The sequence below is a fragment of the Rhizobium sp. WSM4643 genome (genome assembly GCF_025152745.1).
GTDB classification, from domain to species: domain Bacteria; phylum Pseudomonadota; class Alphaproteobacteria; order Rhizobiales; family Rhizobiaceae; genus Rhizobium; species Rhizobium leguminosarum_I.
In genome coordinates this window covers 3,177,952-3,194,287 of record NZ_CP104040.1, presented here as the reverse complement: position 1 = coordinate 3,194,287, position 16,336 = coordinate 3,177,952, and the positions used below count along the sequence as shown (strand labels likewise).

Annotated in this window: 14 protein-coding genes; 8 read left to right on the top strand and 6 right to left on the bottom strand. The window is 61.0% G+C overall.

Annotation, left to right across the window (positions count from 1 at the left end; all coding sequences use genetic code 11):
* Window positions 1-86: 86 nt before the first annotated feature.
* From mmsA to N1937_RS16005, 7 genes are all read left to right on the top strand, one after another.
* Window positions 87-1,625 (top strand): multiple monosaccharide ABC transporter ATP-binding protein, encoded by a 1,539-nt coding sequence (gene mmsA, locus N1937_RS16035; protein ID WP_017965466.1) that lies wholly within the window; start codon window positions 87-89, stop codon window positions 1,623-1,625.
* Window positions 1,622-2,833: a multiple monosaccharide ABC transporter permease gene (mmsB, locus tag N1937_RS16030; RefSeq protein ID WP_017965465.1), complete on the top strand. Its 1,212-nt coding sequence runs from the start codon at window positions 1,622-1,624 to the stop codon at window positions 2,831-2,833. The genes mmsA and mmsB overlap by 4 nt, the downstream gene beginning before the upstream one ends.
* Window positions 2,834-2,952: 119 nt before the next feature.
* Window positions 2,953-3,948 (top strand): AraD1 family protein, encoded by a 996-nt coding sequence (gene araD1 / locus N1937_RS16025; protein ID WP_162116439.1) that lies wholly within the window; start codon window positions 2,953-2,955, stop codon window positions 3,946-3,948.
* Window positions 3,949-4,016: 68 nt separating this feature from the next.
* Entirely contained in the window at window positions 4,017-5,450 is a 1,434-nt protein-coding gene (locus N1937_RS16020; RefSeq protein ID WP_162116440.1) for an aldehyde dehydrogenase family protein, read from the top strand.
* A 61-nt stretch (window positions 5,451-5,511) separates the two neighbouring features.
* Window positions 5,512-7,251: an L-arabinonate dehydratase gene (araD, locus tag N1937_RS16015; RefSeq protein WP_162116441.1), complete on the top strand. Its 1,740-nt coding sequence runs from the start codon at window positions 5,512-5,514 to the stop codon at window positions 7,249-7,251.
* Between the two features lie 113 nt (window positions 7,252-7,364).
* Window positions 7,365-7,607: a type II toxin-antitoxin system Phd/YefM family antitoxin gene (locus tag N1937_RS16010; RefSeq protein WP_017965461.1), complete on the top strand. Its 243-nt coding sequence runs from the start codon at window positions 7,365-7,367 to the stop codon at window positions 7,605-7,607.
* A complete protein-coding gene (locus tag N1937_RS16005; RefSeq protein WP_260056532.1) occupies window positions 7,604-8,014 on the top strand; it encodes a type II toxin-antitoxin system VapC family toxin in 411 nt (136 codons plus the stop codon). The genes N1937_RS16010 and N1937_RS16005 overlap by 4 nt, the downstream gene beginning before the upstream one ends.
* A 227-nt stretch (window positions 8,015-8,241) precedes the next feature.
* Here N1937_RS16005 and N1937_RS16000 read toward each other — a convergent pair whose 3' ends face one another.
* Genes N1937_RS16000 through N1937_RS15990 form a run of 3 tightly spaced genes read right to left on the bottom strand, consistent with a single transcriptional unit; the run spans window position 8,242 to window position 11,429 of the window.
* Entirely contained in the window at window positions 8,242-9,066 is an 825-nt protein-coding gene (locus N1937_RS16000; RefSeq protein WP_170257235.1) for a transglutaminase family protein, read from the bottom strand.
* Window positions 9,067-9,078: 12 nt separating this feature from the next.
* A complete protein-coding gene (locus tag N1937_RS15995) occupies window positions 9,079-10,020 on the bottom strand; it encodes an alpha-E domain-containing protein (RefSeq protein WP_017965458.1) in 942 nt (313 codons plus the stop codon).
* A complete protein-coding gene (locus N1937_RS15990) occupies window positions 10,020-11,429 on the bottom strand; it encodes a circularly permuted type 2 ATP-grasp protein (RefSeq protein ID WP_017965457.1) in 1,410 nt (469 codons plus the stop codon). The genes N1937_RS15995 and N1937_RS15990 overlap by 1 nt, the downstream gene beginning before the upstream one ends.
* A 383-nt stretch (window positions 11,430-11,812) precedes the next feature.
* Between N1937_RS15990 and N1937_RS15985 the strand changes: the two genes are divergently transcribed.
* The gene (locus N1937_RS15985) at window positions 11,813-12,715 is read left to right on the top strand and encodes a DMT family transporter (protein ID WP_170257234.1); all 903 of its coding nucleotides are present in this window, start codon (window positions 11,813-11,815) and stop codon (window positions 12,713-12,715) included.
* Window positions 12,716-12,770: 55 nt separating this feature from the next.
* On the opposite strand, the gene N1937_RS15980 is transcribed toward N1937_RS15985, so the two are convergent.
* The 3 genes from N1937_RS15980 to N1937_RS15970 form a co-directional block, all read right to left on the bottom strand.
* Window positions 12,771-14,492, bottom strand: a complete 1,722-nt coding sequence (locus N1937_RS15980) for a DEAD/DEAH box helicase (RefSeq protein WP_170257315.1) — start codon at window positions 14,490-14,492, stop codon at window positions 12,771-12,773.
* A gap of 247 nt (window positions 14,493-14,739) precedes the next feature.
* Window positions 14,740-15,852, bottom strand: a complete 1,113-nt coding sequence (locus tag N1937_RS15975) for a DNA alkylation repair protein (protein ID WP_170257233.1) — start codon at window positions 15,850-15,852, stop codon at window positions 14,740-14,742.
* A 76-nt stretch (window positions 15,853-15,928) separates the two neighbouring features.
* Window positions 15,929-16,237 (bottom strand): hypothetical protein, encoded by a 309-nt coding sequence (locus N1937_RS15970; protein WP_017965453.1) that lies wholly within the window; start codon window positions 16,235-16,237, stop codon window positions 15,929-15,931.
* Between the last annotated feature and the right edge of the window lie 99 nt (window positions 16,238-16,336).

Sequence of the window (16,336 nt, the reverse complement as noted above, 5' to 3'; positions counted from 1 at the left end):
GGACCGGAACCCGCGCTTGCGGGTTCCGGTCTTCGATTTTATGATCGCCCAGCCGCTTGACGGCTGTCGGCGCTGGAACTTTGACTATGGACAATACCATCCTCGAAATGCGGAGCATCACCAAGACGTTCCCGGGCGTCAAGGCGCTGGAGAATGTGAACCTCAAGGTTCGCCAGGGTGAAATCCACGCATTGGTGGGCGAAAACGGGGCCGGCAAATCGACCCTGATGAAAGTGCTATCAGGCGTCTATCCCACAGGAAGCTATGAAGGCGACATCGTCTACGAAGGCGAGACGCGCAACTTCAAGGTCCTGAAGGACTCAGAAGAAATCGGCATCGTCATCATTCACCAGGAACTGGCGCTCGTGCCGTTGCTGTCGATCGGCGAAAACATCTTCCTCGGCAACGAGAATGCCAAGAGCGGCGTCATCAGCTGGGACGAGACATTCAACCGCACCAAGCAACTGCTGAAGAAAGTAGGCCTGTCCGAATCTCCGAACACGCTGGTGACCGACATCGGCGTCGGCAAGCAGCAGCTCGTCGAGATCGCCAAGGCGCTGTCGAAGAGCGTCAAGCTGCTCATCCTGGACGAGCCGACCGCTTCGCTCAATGAACGCGATTCCGACGCGCTGCTCACTCTGCTCATGGAGTTCCGCAAGCAGGGCATCACTTCGATCATCATTTCCCATAAGCTGAACGAGATCCGCAAGGTGGCCGACCAGATCACGGTCCTGCGCGACGGCATGACGGTCAAGACGCTCGACTGTCACGCGGACGAGATCAGCGAAGACATCATCATTCGCAACATGGTCGGTCGCGATCTCGAGGACCGCTACCCTCCGCGTTCGGTGCCGATCGGCGAAACCATTCTCGAAGTCAAGAACTGGAACGCCTATCACCAGCAGCACCGCGACCGTCAGGTCCTGCACAATATCAACATCACAGTCCGCAAGGGCGAAGTCGTTGGTATCGCTGGTCTGATGGGGGCGGGGCGCACCGAATTCGCCATGAGCCTGTTCGGCAAGGCCTATGGCCACAAGGTTTCGGGCGAGGCGCTGATGCACGGCAAGCCGGTCGACGTCAGCACCGTGCGCAGGGCGATCGACGCGGGTCTCGCCTACGTTACCGAAGACCGCAAGCAGCTTGGCCTCGTTCTCAATGATACGATCCTGCACAACACGACGCTCGTCAATTTGAAGGCGGTGTCGAATGCGTCCGTTATCGACAGCGTCAAGGAATCCAGGGTTGCGACCGACTATCGGTCGAAGTTGCGCATCCGTTCCTCCAGCATCTTCCAGGAGGCGGTCAATCTTTCCGGCGGCAACCAGCAGAAGGTGGTGCTGTCGAAGTGGCTGTTCTCCGATCCGGATATTTTGATCCTCGACGAGCCGACGCGCGGCATCGATGTTGGCGCAAAATATGAAATTTATACTATCATCAACCAGCTTGCCGCCGATGGAAAGGGCGTTCTGATGATCTCGTCGGAAATGCCCGAGCTGCTCGGAACGTGTGACCGCATCTACGTGATGAACGAAGGACGCATCGTCGCAGAACTGCCGAAGGGAGAAGCAAGCCAGGAAACCATCATGCGCGCTATCATGCGCTCAGGGGAGAAGAAACAATGACGCCGATCAATCAACCCATCGCTGAGCAGGGGCGTGTCGTCTCGGTCGGAGACTACGTTCGCGGCAACATCCGCGAATACGGCATGTTTATCGCCCTCATCGCGATCATGGTGTTCTTCCAGTTCTCGACCGGTGGCGTTCTCTTCAGGCCGCTCAACCTGACAAACATCATTCTGCAGAACTCGTTCATCGTCATCATGGCGCTCGGCATGCTGCTGGTGATCGTCGCTGGCCATATCGATCTTTCCGTCGGCTCGGTGGTCGGCTTCATCGGCGCCATCGCCGGCGTGATGACGGTGCAATGGCACACCAATTATGTCCTGGCGGGTATTATCTGCCTTGCCATGGGCGCGCTTGTCGGCGGCGTCCAGGGCTATTTCGTCGCTTATCACAAGATCCCGTCCTTCATCGTCACACTGGCCGGCATGCTGGTCTTCCGCGGCCTGACGCTGTTCGTGATGACGGCATCGGGGACCGGCACCAGCATCGGTCCTTTCCCGCCGGCTTTCCAGTTGATCAGCATCGGCTTCCTGCCGAACGCTTTCGATATGGGCGGCATCAACTCGACCTCGATCATTCTGACCGTTGTCGGCGCCGTAACCCTCTTCTACCTGGCATGGCGCAAACGCCTATCGAATGAAAAGCATGGCAATGACGTCGAGCCGCTGGGCTTTTTCCTCGTCCAGAACGCCCTCGTCACCTTCGCCATTCTGGTGCTCGGTTACCAGCTGTCGATCTATCGCGGCTTCCCGAATGTGCTGATGGTCATGCTTGTTCTGGTGGCTGCCTATGCCTTCATTACCCGCCGCACGACGATCGGCCGCCGCATCTACGCCATGGGCGGCAATGAGAAGGCGACGAAGCTTTCCGGTATCAACACCGAGCGGCTGACCTTCCTGACGTTTGCAAACATGGGCCTGCTTGCCGGACTGGCCGGACTGATCGTTGCCCTGCGTCTCAACTCGGCAACGGCCAAGGGCGGCTTCGGTCTTGAACTCGACGTGATCGCGGCCTGCTTCATCGGCGGCGCATCCGCCCAGGGCGGCGTCGGCAAGGTGACCGGCGCTGTTATCGGCGCTCTGATCATGGGCATCATGAACAACGGCATGTCGATCCACGGTCTCGGCACCGATTCGCAGCAGATGGTCAAAGGCGCGGTGCTCCTCGCCGCCGTATTCTTCGACGTCTACAATAAGAACAAGGGCTGAGCGCTTCCTAAGCGCCAGCCAGGCATTCGCAGTCCTATGAATGATGGATTCCGGCTCCTGATGGAGCCGGGCAGGCGGAGCTTTTTCCTGTCTTCGCCGAAACGAGAAGGATCGAAGACGTGCTTATTTCACAGATCAAGGGTGCAAACGGAGAGATCGTCGTTGCCGTTCGCGAGCCGGGCGGCGCTGCCAAGTCGGTCAAGAACGCCGTCAGCGTCTATGCGCTGGCGATGGAGGCCGCAGACGGCGGCAAGTCTCTTGCCTCCGTCATCGAAGCGCATGGCTATGGCGACGCCGTCGATCTTGAAAAGGCCTATGCGGAAGGCCGCTTCTTGCCGCCGATCACCCATCCCGACGCCGCCCATCTGCATCTGACCGGCACCGGCCTGACGCATTTGGGATCGGCGGCAACGCGCGATTCCATGCACAAGAAGACCGCGGAAGCCGCCGAGGAAACCCTGACGGACTCGATGAAGATGTTCAAGATGGGCCTTGAGAACGGCAAGCCGAAGGCCGGCGAAAAGGGCGTCCAGCCCGAATGGTTCTACAAGGGTAACGGCTACGGAGCCGCAGCCCCCGGCGCGCCGCTGGTTTCGCCTTCCTTCGCGCTCGACGGCGGCGAAGAGCCTGAGATGGCCGGCATCTACGTGATCGCCAAGGACGGCTCGCCGTTCCGCGTCGGCTTTGCACTGTCGAACGAATTTTCCGACCACGTTACCGAGCGGATCAACTATCTCTATCTCGCCCATTCGAAGCTGCGCCCGGCAAGCTTTGGCCCGGAAATCCGCGTCGGCGCAGCGCCTGAGGATATTCGCGGCACCTCGCGCATCAAGCGCGGTGACAAGGTGATTTTCGAAAAGCCGTTCCTGTCCGGTGAGGCGAACATGTCGCACACCTTCGCCAATCTGGAATACCACCATTTTAAATATGGCCTCTTCCGTGTTCCGGGTGATGTTCACGTCCATATGTTTGGTACGGCGACCCTTTCCTTTGCCGACGGCGTCAAGACCGAAGAGGGCGATGTGTTCGAGATCGAAGTCGCCGAATTCGGCTTGGCGCTCCGCAATCCGCTTGAGGTGGCCGCCGAGGAAGAGATCGCCGTCAGGCAGCTCTGATTTGAAGACCCGGCCGCATTCGGCGGTCGGATCATGCTCGTAAACGGTAGAGGAGGCTTGTTGAGCCCATGACCATTTATCAAAACCTGATCGCCGGCGAATGGGTCGGCTCGAACGCGACGAAGAACATCAACCCGTCGGATACGAACGAGATCGTCGGCCTCTATGCCGACGGCAGCGCTGATGACACGAGAAACGCCATTGCCGCCGCCAAGGCCGCCTTCCCGGCCTGGTCGCGCTCCGGCATCTGGGAGCGCCACGTCATCCTGAAGAAGGCTGGCGACGAGATCATGGCGCGCAAAGACGAGCTCGGTGCGTTGCTTGCCCGCGAAGAAGGCAAGACGCTGCCGGAGGCGACGGGCGAGGTGATCCGCGCTTCGCAGATCTTCGAATTCTTTGCCGGCGAGGCACTGCGGCTGGCCGGTGAGGTCCTTCCGTCGGTTCGTCCGAATATCGGCGTCGAGATCACCCGCGAGGCGCTCGGCGTCATCGGCATCATCACACCGTGGAATTTCCCGATCGCCATTCCCGCCTGGAAAATCGCGCCGGCGCTCTGCTACGGCAACACCGTCGTCTTCAAGCCGGCCGAACTGGTGCCCGCCTGTTCCTGGGCGATCGTCGATATCCTCAACCGCGCCGGCCTGCCGAAGGGCGTGCTGAACCTCGTCATGGGCAAGGGCTCGGTGGTCGGTCAGGCCATGCTCGAAAGCCCCGACGTTCACGGCATCACCTTCACCGGTTCCACCGGCACCGGCAGACGTGTCGCCGCCGCCTCCATCGAGCATAACCGCAAGTTCCAGCTGGAAATGGGCGGCAAGAACCCGATGGTCGTGCTCGACGATGCCGATCTCAACGTCGCCGTCGAGGCGGCCGCCAATTCCGGCTTCTTCTCGACCGGCCAACGCTGCACCGCCTCCTCGCGGCTGATCGTCACCGAAGGCATTCACGACACGTTCGTCGCAGCACTCACCGACAAGCTGAAGACGCTGGTCGTCGACAACGCCCTGAAGGCCGGCACTCATATCGGCCCTGTCGTCGATGAGCGGCAGTTGAAGACCGATACCGACTATATCGATATCGGCAAGTCGGAAGGCGCCAAACTCGCTTTCGGCGGCGAGGTTATCTCGCGCGACACGCCCGGCTTCTACCTGCAGCCGACGCTGTTTACCGAGGCGACCAACCAGATGCGGATTTCGCGCGAGGAGATCTTCGGGCCTGTGGTCTCGGTGATCCGGGCGAAGGATTACGACGAGGCGCTTGCCATCGCCAACGACACGCCGTTCGGGCTCTCCGCCGGCATCGCCACGACCAGCCTGAAACATGCGACGCACTTCAAGCGCAATTCCGAGGCCGGCATGGTGATGGTCAACCTGCCGACGGCAGGCGTCGATTTCCACGTGCCGTTCGGCGGCCGCAAGGGTTCGTCCTACGGCCCGCGCGAGCAGGGCAAGTACGCCGCCGAATTCTACACAACCGTCAAGACCGCCTACACGCTGGCTTGAGACAAATGCGATGACCCAGACCGTGCGAGGCGGTCCGGTGACATCCTGAAGGATAGAGAGCATGAAAAAGAAAGCGGAATGGCCGCGCAGGCTGAGGTCGCAGGAATGGTACGGCGGTACGAGCCGCGACGTGATCTATCACCGCGGCTGGCTTAAGAACCAGGGTTATCCGCACGACCTGTTCGACGGCCGGCCGGTGATCGGCATCCTCAACACCTGGTCGGATATGACCCCGTGCAACGGTCATCTCAGAGAACTCGCCGAGAAGGTGAAGGCGGGCGTATGGGAGGCCGGCGGCTTCCCGCTTGAGGTGCCGGTGTTCTCGGCATCCGAAAACACTTTCCGCCCGACGGCGATGATGTATCGCAATCTTGCGGCGCTCGCGGTAGAAGAGGCGATCCGCGGCCAGCCGATGGATGGCTGCGTATTGTTGGTCGGCTGCGACAAGACCACGCCGTCACTTATCATGGGGGCCGCTTCCTGCGACCTGCCGTCGATCGTCGTCACTGGCGGACCGATGCTGAACGGCTATTTCCGTGGTGAGCGCGTCGGCTCGGGCACGCATCTGTGGAAGTTTTCCGAAATGGTGAAGGCCGGCGAGATGACGCAGGCCGAATTCCTCGAGGCCGAGGCCTCGATGAGCCGCTCGTCGGGCACCTGCAACACCATGGGTACCGCCTCCACCATGGCTTCCATGGCCGAGGCGCTCGGCATGGCGCTTTCCGGCAACGCCGCGATCCCGGGCGTCGATTCCCGCCGCAAGGTCATGGCGCAGCTGACCGGCCGGCGTATCGTGCAAATGGTCAAGGATGACCTGAAGCCCTCCGAGATCATGACGAAGCATGCCTTCGAGAATGCCATCCGCACCAACGCGGCCATCGGCGGATCGACGAACGCAGTCATCCATCTGCTCGCCATCGCCGGCCGTGTCGGCATCGATCTTTCGCTTGACGACTGGGACCGCTGTGGCCGTGACGTGCCCACCATCGTCAACCTGATGCCGTCGGGCAAGTATCTTATGGAGGAGTTCTTCTATGCCGGCGGCCTGCCGGTGGTGCTGAAGCGCCTCGGCGAGGCGGGCCTTCTGCACAAGGATGCGCTGACGGTATCCGGCGAAACCGTGTGGGACGAGGTGAAGGACGTCGTCAACTGGAACGAAGACGTTATCCTGCCGGCCGAAAAGGCGTTGACAGCTTCGGGCGGTATCGTCGTGCTGCGCGGCAATCTCGCGCCGAAGGGCGCGGTGTTGAAGCCTTCGGCGGCTTCGCCGCATCTGCTGGTGCACCGGGGCAGGGCTGTCGTGTTCGAGGACATCGACGACTACAAGGCCAAGATCAACGACGATAACCTCGATATCGACGAAACCTGCATCATGGTCATGAAGAACTGTGGGCCGAAGGGCTATCCCGGGATGGCCGAGGTCGGCAATATGGGGCTGCCGCCGAAGGTGCTGAAGAAGGGCATCCTCGATATGGTGCGCATTTCCGACGCCCGCATGTCGGGAACGGCCTACGGCACGGTCGTGCTGCACACATCGCCGGAAGCGGCGGTCGGCGGGCCGCTCGCGGTCGTGAAAAACGGCGACATGATCGAGCTGGATGTGCCGAACCGTCGTCTGCATCTCGACGTTTCCGAGGAGGAACTGGCACGGCGGCTCGCCGAATGGCAGCCGAACCATGATCTGCCTACATCCGGCTATGCCTTCCTGCATCAGCAGCATGTCGAAGGGGCCGATACCGGCGCCGACCTCGACTTCCTCAAGGGGTGTCGCGGAAATGCGGTCGGCAAGGACAGCCACTAGCGCGGTTCAATCCATAACGAGAAAAAGGCGGGGCACCACCCCGCCTTTTTCTTTGCACTTGTTCAATGCGGAAATGGCCCTATATTCCGTAAAGATGTACAGGAGATATAGTCATGTCCAAGACAGTCGGCGCGGCCGAGTTCAAGGCGAAGTGCCTAAACCTTATCGACCAGATGGGGAAGGACGACGAATCTATCGTCATCACCAAGCGCGGCAGGCCGGTTGCCGTGCTTTCGCCGGCACGTGACACCAGCGGACGCAGAAGTATCATCGGCGCGATGAAGGGCAGCGTATTGCGCTATGACGATCCGCTATCTCCGGCTGCTGAAGCAGAAGATTGGGACGCCGTTCGTTGATCGTCATCGACACGCATATCCTCGTCTGGGCAATGCAGGACGATGCGCGCCTCGGATCACAAGCCCGGCGCATCATCGAGGAGATGACGGAGAAAAGCCGGATTCTGGTTTCGGCGATTACACCTTGGGAAATCGCCTTGCTTGTTCAGAAGGGACGCCTGGCGCTCGGCGACGATGTCGGTCGATGGATCGATAGCGCATTGTCTCTGCCCGGTATCCAACTCGCACCGATTGAGCCTTCCATCGCGATAGACAGTGTTCGGCTGCCTGGCGAGTTCCATGCCGATCCCGCCGACCGCATCATCGCTGCAACAGCCCGTTTTCATCGCGTCCCGTTACTTACGGCCGACCAGGCGATCCTCAGCTACGGCGCGCGCGGGCACCTCCAGATTCTTGCAGCGGGATAGGCTTTGGGTGGAGCCGTCAGTTGCTGTCTTGGGACGGGGCCATGGTATCCGGCGGCCCAAAACATTCCCGCTCTCGCCCTTTTGAGACCGCCAGCGCCACACGCCGGAAGCAAGCGGAATTTCGGGACCGTCCGTCTCTATATTCAAGTACAACATGTTGGTTTCGCAGCGAGCTCGGCAGCTATTCTATCGGCCCTTCGCAGGGTGCGGTAAAGCTATCTGTACGCTCAGCTCTGGCTCTGGCTTTGCATCTGTCCGCCGTCCTCGACCTTCACGGTGACCGACAGCGTTTCGCCCGGCGTGCCGATGCGCATGCCTGAAATCGGCGCGGCGTCGCGATAGCAGAGACCGGAGGCGACACGAATGTAGCGCGCATCCGGGCAGATCTCATTGGCGGGATCGAAGCCGACCCAGCCAAGGCCGGGAATATGGGCCTCGGCCCAAGCATGGGTCGCAGCCTGTTCGATCTTTTCTTCCATCATCAAATAACCGGAGATGTAGCGCGCCGGCACCTGCAGGGCGCGGGCGGCGGCAATAAAAATATGCGCGTGGTCCTGGCAGACACCGCTCTTCTTCTCCAGCGCCTGTTCGGCCGTCGTCTCGGTGTTGCTGGTGCCGGGTTTATAATCGACCGTCTCGTGGATTGCGGCCATCAGCGCGTGCATAAGGGCGAGCTCGTTATCGCCACCGACGTCCTTGATCAGTTCCTTGACCAGCTTGCCGCCTTTGGTCAATGGCGTGTCGCGCAGGAAGAGCCAAAGCGGGCAGAAGCCGGTATGCGGGCCGGTGACGCCGTTGTTGTCCTCCGTCTCGACCTCGCCTTCGGCGAGGATGCGCGTCACATCCTGCTCGCCTTCCAGCGAGACCAGATTGACGTGATTGCCGTACTGGTCGTCATATTCGACTTCTGGCGTGGCGCCCTCGACGTTCAGCGCCCAGCCGAGCACTTTCTGAGCGGGGCTGGTCGGCGGCGTCAGCCGCAGCCTTTGCAGCGAGAACTGCGTCGGTCCGTCGTAGCGGTATTCGGTGAGGTGGCTGATCTTCAATCTCATATTGTTATCCGCTTATGCATAGAACCGGTAGCCGTCGGAAATTTCCGCGCCGAGCTTGTTATTGCGCGAGACGAAATCCTCCAGGAACTCGTGCAAGCCCTGATCCATGATATCCCGGATCGCCCTTGTCTGCAGTGTCTTGCGGATTGAATCCGCGGTATCGTGGGCGGGAAGCCGCTCCTCGTAATCCTGGGCGAGATAGCCGAGATTGCTGACGATCTTCTCGTAGCAATAGGCAAGCGAGCGCGGCATCTGGACATTGAGGGTCAGGAAGTCGGCGATGTTCATCGCCCGGTATTCGCCGTCATAGGCCCAGCTATAGGCGCGGTGCGCTGAGACCGAGCGCAGAATCGATTCCCACTGGACGTTGTCGAGAGAGGAACCGACTGATGAAACCGAGGGCAGCAGCACGTAATATTTCACGTCGAGAATGCGGCTGGTATTGTCGGCTCGCTCGATGAAAGTGCCGATGCGGGCAAAATTATAGAGCTCGTTGCGCAGCGTCGAACCATGGAAGGCGCCGCGGATGAGGCCGGCGCGGCGCTTGATGACATCGATCACCTCTGGCATTTCGGCCGCCTTGACTCGCTTTTCGAGCAGCGACTTCAAGTCGATCCAGCATTCGTTGGTCGCTTCCCAGGTCTCCCGCGTCAGCGCCGTGCGCACCATACGGGCATTGTTGCGGCCGGAATCGATGCAAGACATGACGCTCGACGGATTGGTGCGATCGCGCAGGAGATAGTCGATCGCGTCGGCGTTGGTCAGCTTGTTGTGGCCTTCGTCATAAGCCTCGCGCACGCCCGCACTTTGTAGAACGCCATCCCAATTGTCATCGCCGGTGCTGCTGCGGGTCAGCGACATGCGCAACCCCGCATCGATCAGGCGGGCTATATTTTCGGCGCGCTCGATGTAGCGAAACATCCAGTAGAGGCCGTTTGCTGTTCTTCCGAGCATCAGTCCTCCAATACCCAAGTGTCTTTGGTGCCGCCGCCTTGGCTGGAATTGACCACCAGCGAGCCTTGCTTCAGCGCTACACGGGTGAGCCCGCCCGGAATGATCTGTACCCTGTCGGATACAAGCACATAGGGGCGAAGGTCGACGTGGCGCGGAGCAATGCCTTTGTTGACGAGGATCGGCACGGTGGAGAGCGACAGCGTCGGCTGAGCGATGTAATTGTTCGGCTTGGCCTTCAGCTTCTCGGCGAAATCGGCGCGCTCCTTCTTCGATGCGGTCGGGCCGACCAGCATGCCGTAGCCGCCGGAGCCGTGTACCTCCTTGACGACGAGGTCTTCCAGGTGTTCCAGCACATATTTCAGGCTGTCGGCTTCCGAACAGCGCCAAGTCGGCACGTTTTCGAGCAGCGCCTTGCGGCCGGTATAGAATTCGACGATCTCCGGCATATAGGAGTAGATCGCCTTGTCGTCGCAAATGCCGGTGCCTGGCGCATTGGCGATGGTGATGTTGCCGGAGCGGTAGACATCCATGATACCGGGAATGCCGAGCGCGGAATCGGAGCGGAAGGTCAGGGGATCGAGGAAGTCGTCGTCGACGCGGCGGTAGAGCACATCGATCGCCTCGTAACCGCGTGTCGTCCTCATCTTCACCTTGCCGTCGATGACGCGCAGATCCGCGCCCTCAACCAGTTCGACGCCCATCATGTCGGCGAGGAAGGAATGCTCGTAATAGGCGGAATTGTAAATGCCCGGCGTCAGCACGGCGACGCGCGGCTTGCCCTTGCAGCCGGGAGGGGCGAGCGAGGCGAGGCTCTGACGCAGCAGATAGGGATAATCCTCGACACGCTGCACCTTGTTCTCATGAAAGAGCTCAGGGAACATCTGCATCATGGTTTCCCGGTTTTCCAGCATGTAACTGACACCGGAGGGCGTGCGGGCATTATCCTCCAGCACGTAAAACTGGTCCTCTCCGGTGCGCACGATGTCGGTGCCGACGATGTGGGTGTAGACGCCGCCGGGCGGTCGGAAACCGATCATTTCGGGGATGAAGGTGACGTTGTTCTCGATCAGCTCACGCGGAATGCGCCCGGCGCGGATGATCTCCTGCTTATGGTAGATATCGTCGAGAAAGGCGTTCAGCGCGATCACCCGCTGCTCGATGCCTTGCGCGAGCCTGCGCCATTCGCGGGCGGAGATGATGCGGGGAATGATGTCGAAGGGGATGAGCTTTTCGGAACTGTCGGCATGGCCGTAGACCGCGAAGGTGATGCCTGTCTTCCGGAAGATGTTTTCCGCATCGCGGGACTTGGCAATCAGATGCGCCCGGTCTTGGCTGTTGTACCACTCGAAGTATTTGTCGTAAGGCGGGCGAGGACTTTCGTCCCCGGTAATCATTTCATCAAATGCCAAAAGCGCGGCTCCCCTTTTTGTTCATTTGAATACAACGCAAATGGCAATGCAAGAACCATGCGCAGTTCGAGGAAAAGATTTTGCGCTGCGAGAAACGGGTGAAAATCTGGGCATTTTAAGTGATGCAGTGCGGCATGATGGATGGGTGATCCCGAGGCTTGCGCAAAATCTGAGCATGTGATCGCTTTTCGTTCGGGCAAGACGGTCGAATATGGTCACGCGCGTAGGCGCCCCGCCCGCCCTCCTTGGTAAACGCCGGCTGGCGCGACCGCCCTGGGTCTCTGCCATCAGCGAAATTTCAAATAAACATCAACGCTTCGCCTTTGACGGCAGCCGCCGGGTGGGGCTATCAGCACGGCGACCCTTCTCTCCCGAGCCGCCCCATGTCCTTCGATCGCCTTGCCCCCGCCGTTTTCGTCCTACTCTGGTCCACGGGCTGGGTAGTGGCGAAATATGCCTCGCTGCATTCCGAGCCCTTCACTTTTCTTTCGATACGTTACGCGCTGTCGGCGGCGGCATTCCTGGCACTCTGCCTGGTGGTGCGGGCGCAATGGCCGAAAAGTCGGGCGACGGCGCTGCGCGCCATCTATTCCGGTTTCTTCCTGCATGGCTTCTATCTCGCCGGTCTCTGGTGGGCCATCGCCAATGGCGTGCCGGCCGGCATATCGGGCATCATCGCGGCGTTGCAGCCGCTGCTGACGGCAATGGCAGCTCCCTTCCTCATCGGCGAGCGGCTGCAGCAGGCGCAGAAACTTGGCCTTGCCCTCGGCTTTATCGGCATTGCCATTGCCATTTCGCCGAAGCTGCTCGGCCCGGCGACCGCCGATCTCACACATGCAGCCCTGCCGCTAGCGATCAACCTCGTCGCCATGGCGTCCGTCACCTACGGCACGCTCTATCAGAAGAAGCACCTGCAATCCGGCGACCTCAGAACCATCGCGACTTTGCAATATATCGGCGCGCTGATCCTCACCCTGCCGCTTTCGCTAATGTTCGAGCATCAGCATTTCGACGGCACCGAGCAGGCCTATGGCGCACTCGCCTGGTCGGTCTTCGGTCTGTCGATGGGCGGCGTCGGGCTGCTACTTCATCTGATCCGCCGGGGTCAGGTGTCGCGCGCCGCCTCGCTGATCTACCTGATGCCGCCAACGGTCGCTCTCGAAGCCTTCATCGCCTTTGGGGAGCCGCTGACCCTGCCGTTGATCGTCGGCACCGTGGTGGTCGTGACAGGCGTCTATCTCACGAACCGCAAGGCGTTCAGCCAAGATCGGCCCGCGGCGGCGTAGATAACAAAAAGGCCGGAAGATCCCCCGGCCTTTCCGCTTTTCAGTCGTTTAACGATCAGGCGCGTTCGCGGCGCTGGCCGCCGCCGTTGCGGGAGCCAGAGCCACCGCGACGATTGCCGCCGTTGCCGTCCCGGCGCGGTTCGCCGGCCTGGGCCTGCTGCGGGCCGCGGTCTTCGCCGTGCTTGCGGGCCGGACGGCCATGGGCGTGACGGCTGTTGCCGCGGTGATGGCCGCTCGGTTCGCCATTGGCGTGGGCAGGACGCTGCGGCTTTGCCGAGGGGCGGAAGTCGGAGGTCGAGGCCAGATCGTTGTCAGGACCGAGATTCGGGGCCGCTTCGCCGCGGCGCTGGCCACGGAAATCCTCATTGCGGCCGGTCGGGCGCTCCGGACGCGGACGACGCTCTTCGCCGCCGGCGCGGACTTCGCTGCCTTCACCTTCGCGGCGCGGGCGGCGTTCCTGACGGCTGCCGCGATGCTCCGAACGGTTCTGGTCGCCGCGGCCTTCGCCGCGACCCTGACCTTCGCGACCCTGGCCGCCATTGCGATTGCGGTTATTGCCGTTGCCATTGGCGCGACGGGGCGCGCCGTTCATGTTTGCCGGAGCTTCACCGCTGGCGACAGTGATGTCGATGCCCATCAGGCGCTCGATATCACGCAGCAGCCTGGCTTCATCGGGAGCGCAGAAGGCGATGGCGATACCGTCGCGGCCGGCGCGCGCGGTGCGGCCGATGCGATGGACATAGGCGTCAGGCACTTCAGGCAGATCGTAATTATAGACGTGGCTGACAGCCGGGATGTCGATGCCACGGGCGGCAACGTCGGTGGCGATCAGCGTCTTGATGCTGCCGTCGCGGAAGGCCTTCAGTGCCCGCTCGCGCTGACCCTGGCTCTTGTTGCCGTGGATCGAGGCGACGGAATAGCCGATGTTTTCGAGATGCTTCATCAGCTTCTCGGCACCATGCTTGGTGCGCAGGAAGACCATGGCGCGGCCATCAGGGTTTTCGGTGAGCGACTTGCGGAGCAGTTCCGTCTTGTCGTTCTTGCCGGCGACGAAATGCACGTACTGCTCGACCTTGTCGGCAGCCTTGCCCGGAGGCGTGACTTCGACCTTGACGGGATCGACGAGATATTCGCCGGCAAGATCGGCAATCGCCTTCGGCATGGTGGCCGAGAAGAGCATGGTCTGGCGCTTTTTCGGCACCATCTTGGCGATCTTGCGCAGATCGTGCACGAAGCCGAGGTCGAGCATCTGGTCGGCTTCGTCCAGCACAAGATAACGAACCGCAGTTAGCGTGATCGCGCGGCGATTGACGAGGTCGAGCAGGCGGCCCGGCGTGGCGACGAGGATGTCGGTGCCCTTTTCGAGCTGAAGCTGCTGCTTGTTGATCGAGACGCCGCCGACGACGACATTGATGCGCAGCGGCGACTTGCGGATGAACTTCTTCAGGCTCTCGGCGATCTGGTTCACCAGTTCGCGGGTCGGGGCGAGAATCAGTGTGCGTGTCGTGCGATTGTCGGGACGCCGTTCGTCGGCAAGCAGCTTTTCGATCAGCGGCAGGCCGAAAGCGGCGGTCTTGCCGGTGCCGGTCTGGGCGAGGCCGATGAGATCGCGGCCTTCGAGGAGGAGAGGAATTGAATGTTCCTGGATCGGCGTCGGCGTTTCGATGCCGAGCTGGAACAAAGTAGCGACGATCGGCTTGGAGACACCAAGCGATTCAAAATTAGTCAAGGTATAACCTTTCGGGGCGCCACAATGACTATCGCCGGAACGCACCATGCGATCCGGTTTCATTCTGGCGTCAAGAACCCCGCGTGAAGTGGGAACTTGTGAGTTGGAAAAAGCTTTCCAGCGCTTCTGGCCGCTCATGGGGAGTGCGGCGCTCTATCGAAATGCGCTTTTGTCCCTTCTTCCTGCGTCTGTATTTTTCAGCAGGGGCACGCTCACGCGGCGGCCGGAAGGGTGAAAGCTGACCCGCATTTGGGCTAGTTCGCGTAGAAAGTCAAGTGCAGTGCACAAGAAAGCCTCAGCCCGGGTCTGAGGGCATGACGAGAACGAAGCTTTGCGATGCTGTCTCTGCGCCGTTGACGATGATGGTAATGCGATGCTTGCCGGGATAATAGCGCCGCGTGGTGATCGGCCGCATCGCGTGGCGACGCTCAATCGTATGGCTTTGCCCCGGAGCGAGCAAGATCGCCTTGCACTTGAAGACCTTGGGTGAGAGCAAACCGTCGCCCCTCATATGGTGGATGGCATAGTCGATCATCAGCGATTGGGGGATCTCGCCGGCATTCGTCACGCGGATTTCGAAATCCAGCCCCTCGCCGAACGTTACCTCTGCATTGCGGATCCGCAGTTCGCATTCGAGCGAAGCTGCCGCGGCGAAGCCGAAATTGGCGAGCGCCTGCGCGTGGCCTTTCTTCAGCAGCGTGCGCGAGGCATGTTTCAGCAGCCAGCGGCGTTCGGATGAGGCGCCGTCGATATGACTAGCGACGAAAGCGGCGACCAGGTCCGGGTGGTCCTTGGCGACGTCGTTCAGGCTGTTGGCCACGGAGCGGCGTACATATTCCTCCGGATCATCCATCAGCGCAGTCAGGATGGGCAGGATCGGTGCCGGATCCTTGACGAGTTGCGGCAGGCGCATCGCCCAGGGCAGGCGCGGCCGCGTTCCCTCGCTCGCCAGCCGGCGCACATGCTGGTCGGGATCGTCGGCCCAGCCGGAAATGATTGCGAGTGAGCGTTGCTGGTCGCGGTGGATAAAGGGGCGGATGCCGAATTCGGCAGTGAAATGCGGCGTCAACGCCTTCAAGAGATCGAGGCCGAGATCGAAATGATCAAGGCCGCGTGCGGCGATGAACTGATTGACCGGCAGCAGCATCCAGCCTGTCAGTCCAGGCTTGCTTTCCGAGGGGAGGCTTACCTTCAGAATGGCGGCGGCCTCCGGGAAATTGTCGGGAAGCGTTGAGAACAGCGCGTCGCGGATCAGGGCCGATCGCTCCATCAGTTCCAGCGCCTGAAGGCCACCGGTCGCTAGCGTCACGAAGCGGCCCTTGTCGAACGACGGGGAATTGCCGGCGATTCGATCGGCCATTTCGGCGATCAACGCTTCATGCAGCAGGTTCTTGAGCGGTTCCGGCATGCTGATCCTCCTTTGCGCCGGGGACGCATGGGACCGGCGCCGCCGGGAGGTCAAGCGGCGCCGGATGCGATTTCTTCTATTCCGTGCAGACTTTGACGCGGTAGGGGTCGCCCCAATCGTCGTGTCGCCATTCGAGGTGGCAGTAGGACGGCCGGTAATAGGTCCGGTAGACCGGATAGGGGCGATAATAGGGGTAAGCAGGATAGACCGGGTAGGCGGGACGGGCGGCCTCCGACAGCAGAGCGCCACCGACGACGCCGGCTGCAAGGCCGCCCCAGAAGGCATCGCGTGGACGGGCATCGGCAGTGGTGGCGGTGGCGAGCGAGGCGCCGGCAAAGGTCAGGGCGATCAGGCCCGTCGCCATGGTCTTATGAAGAACGGACATGCTATTTTCCTTTCATGGGCATGGCTTCCATAAAGCCATGCCGAGACTCGGCCCGGATCGCGGCAGCGCAATGGCCGCACAAGCCGTTTCGGCATTAAA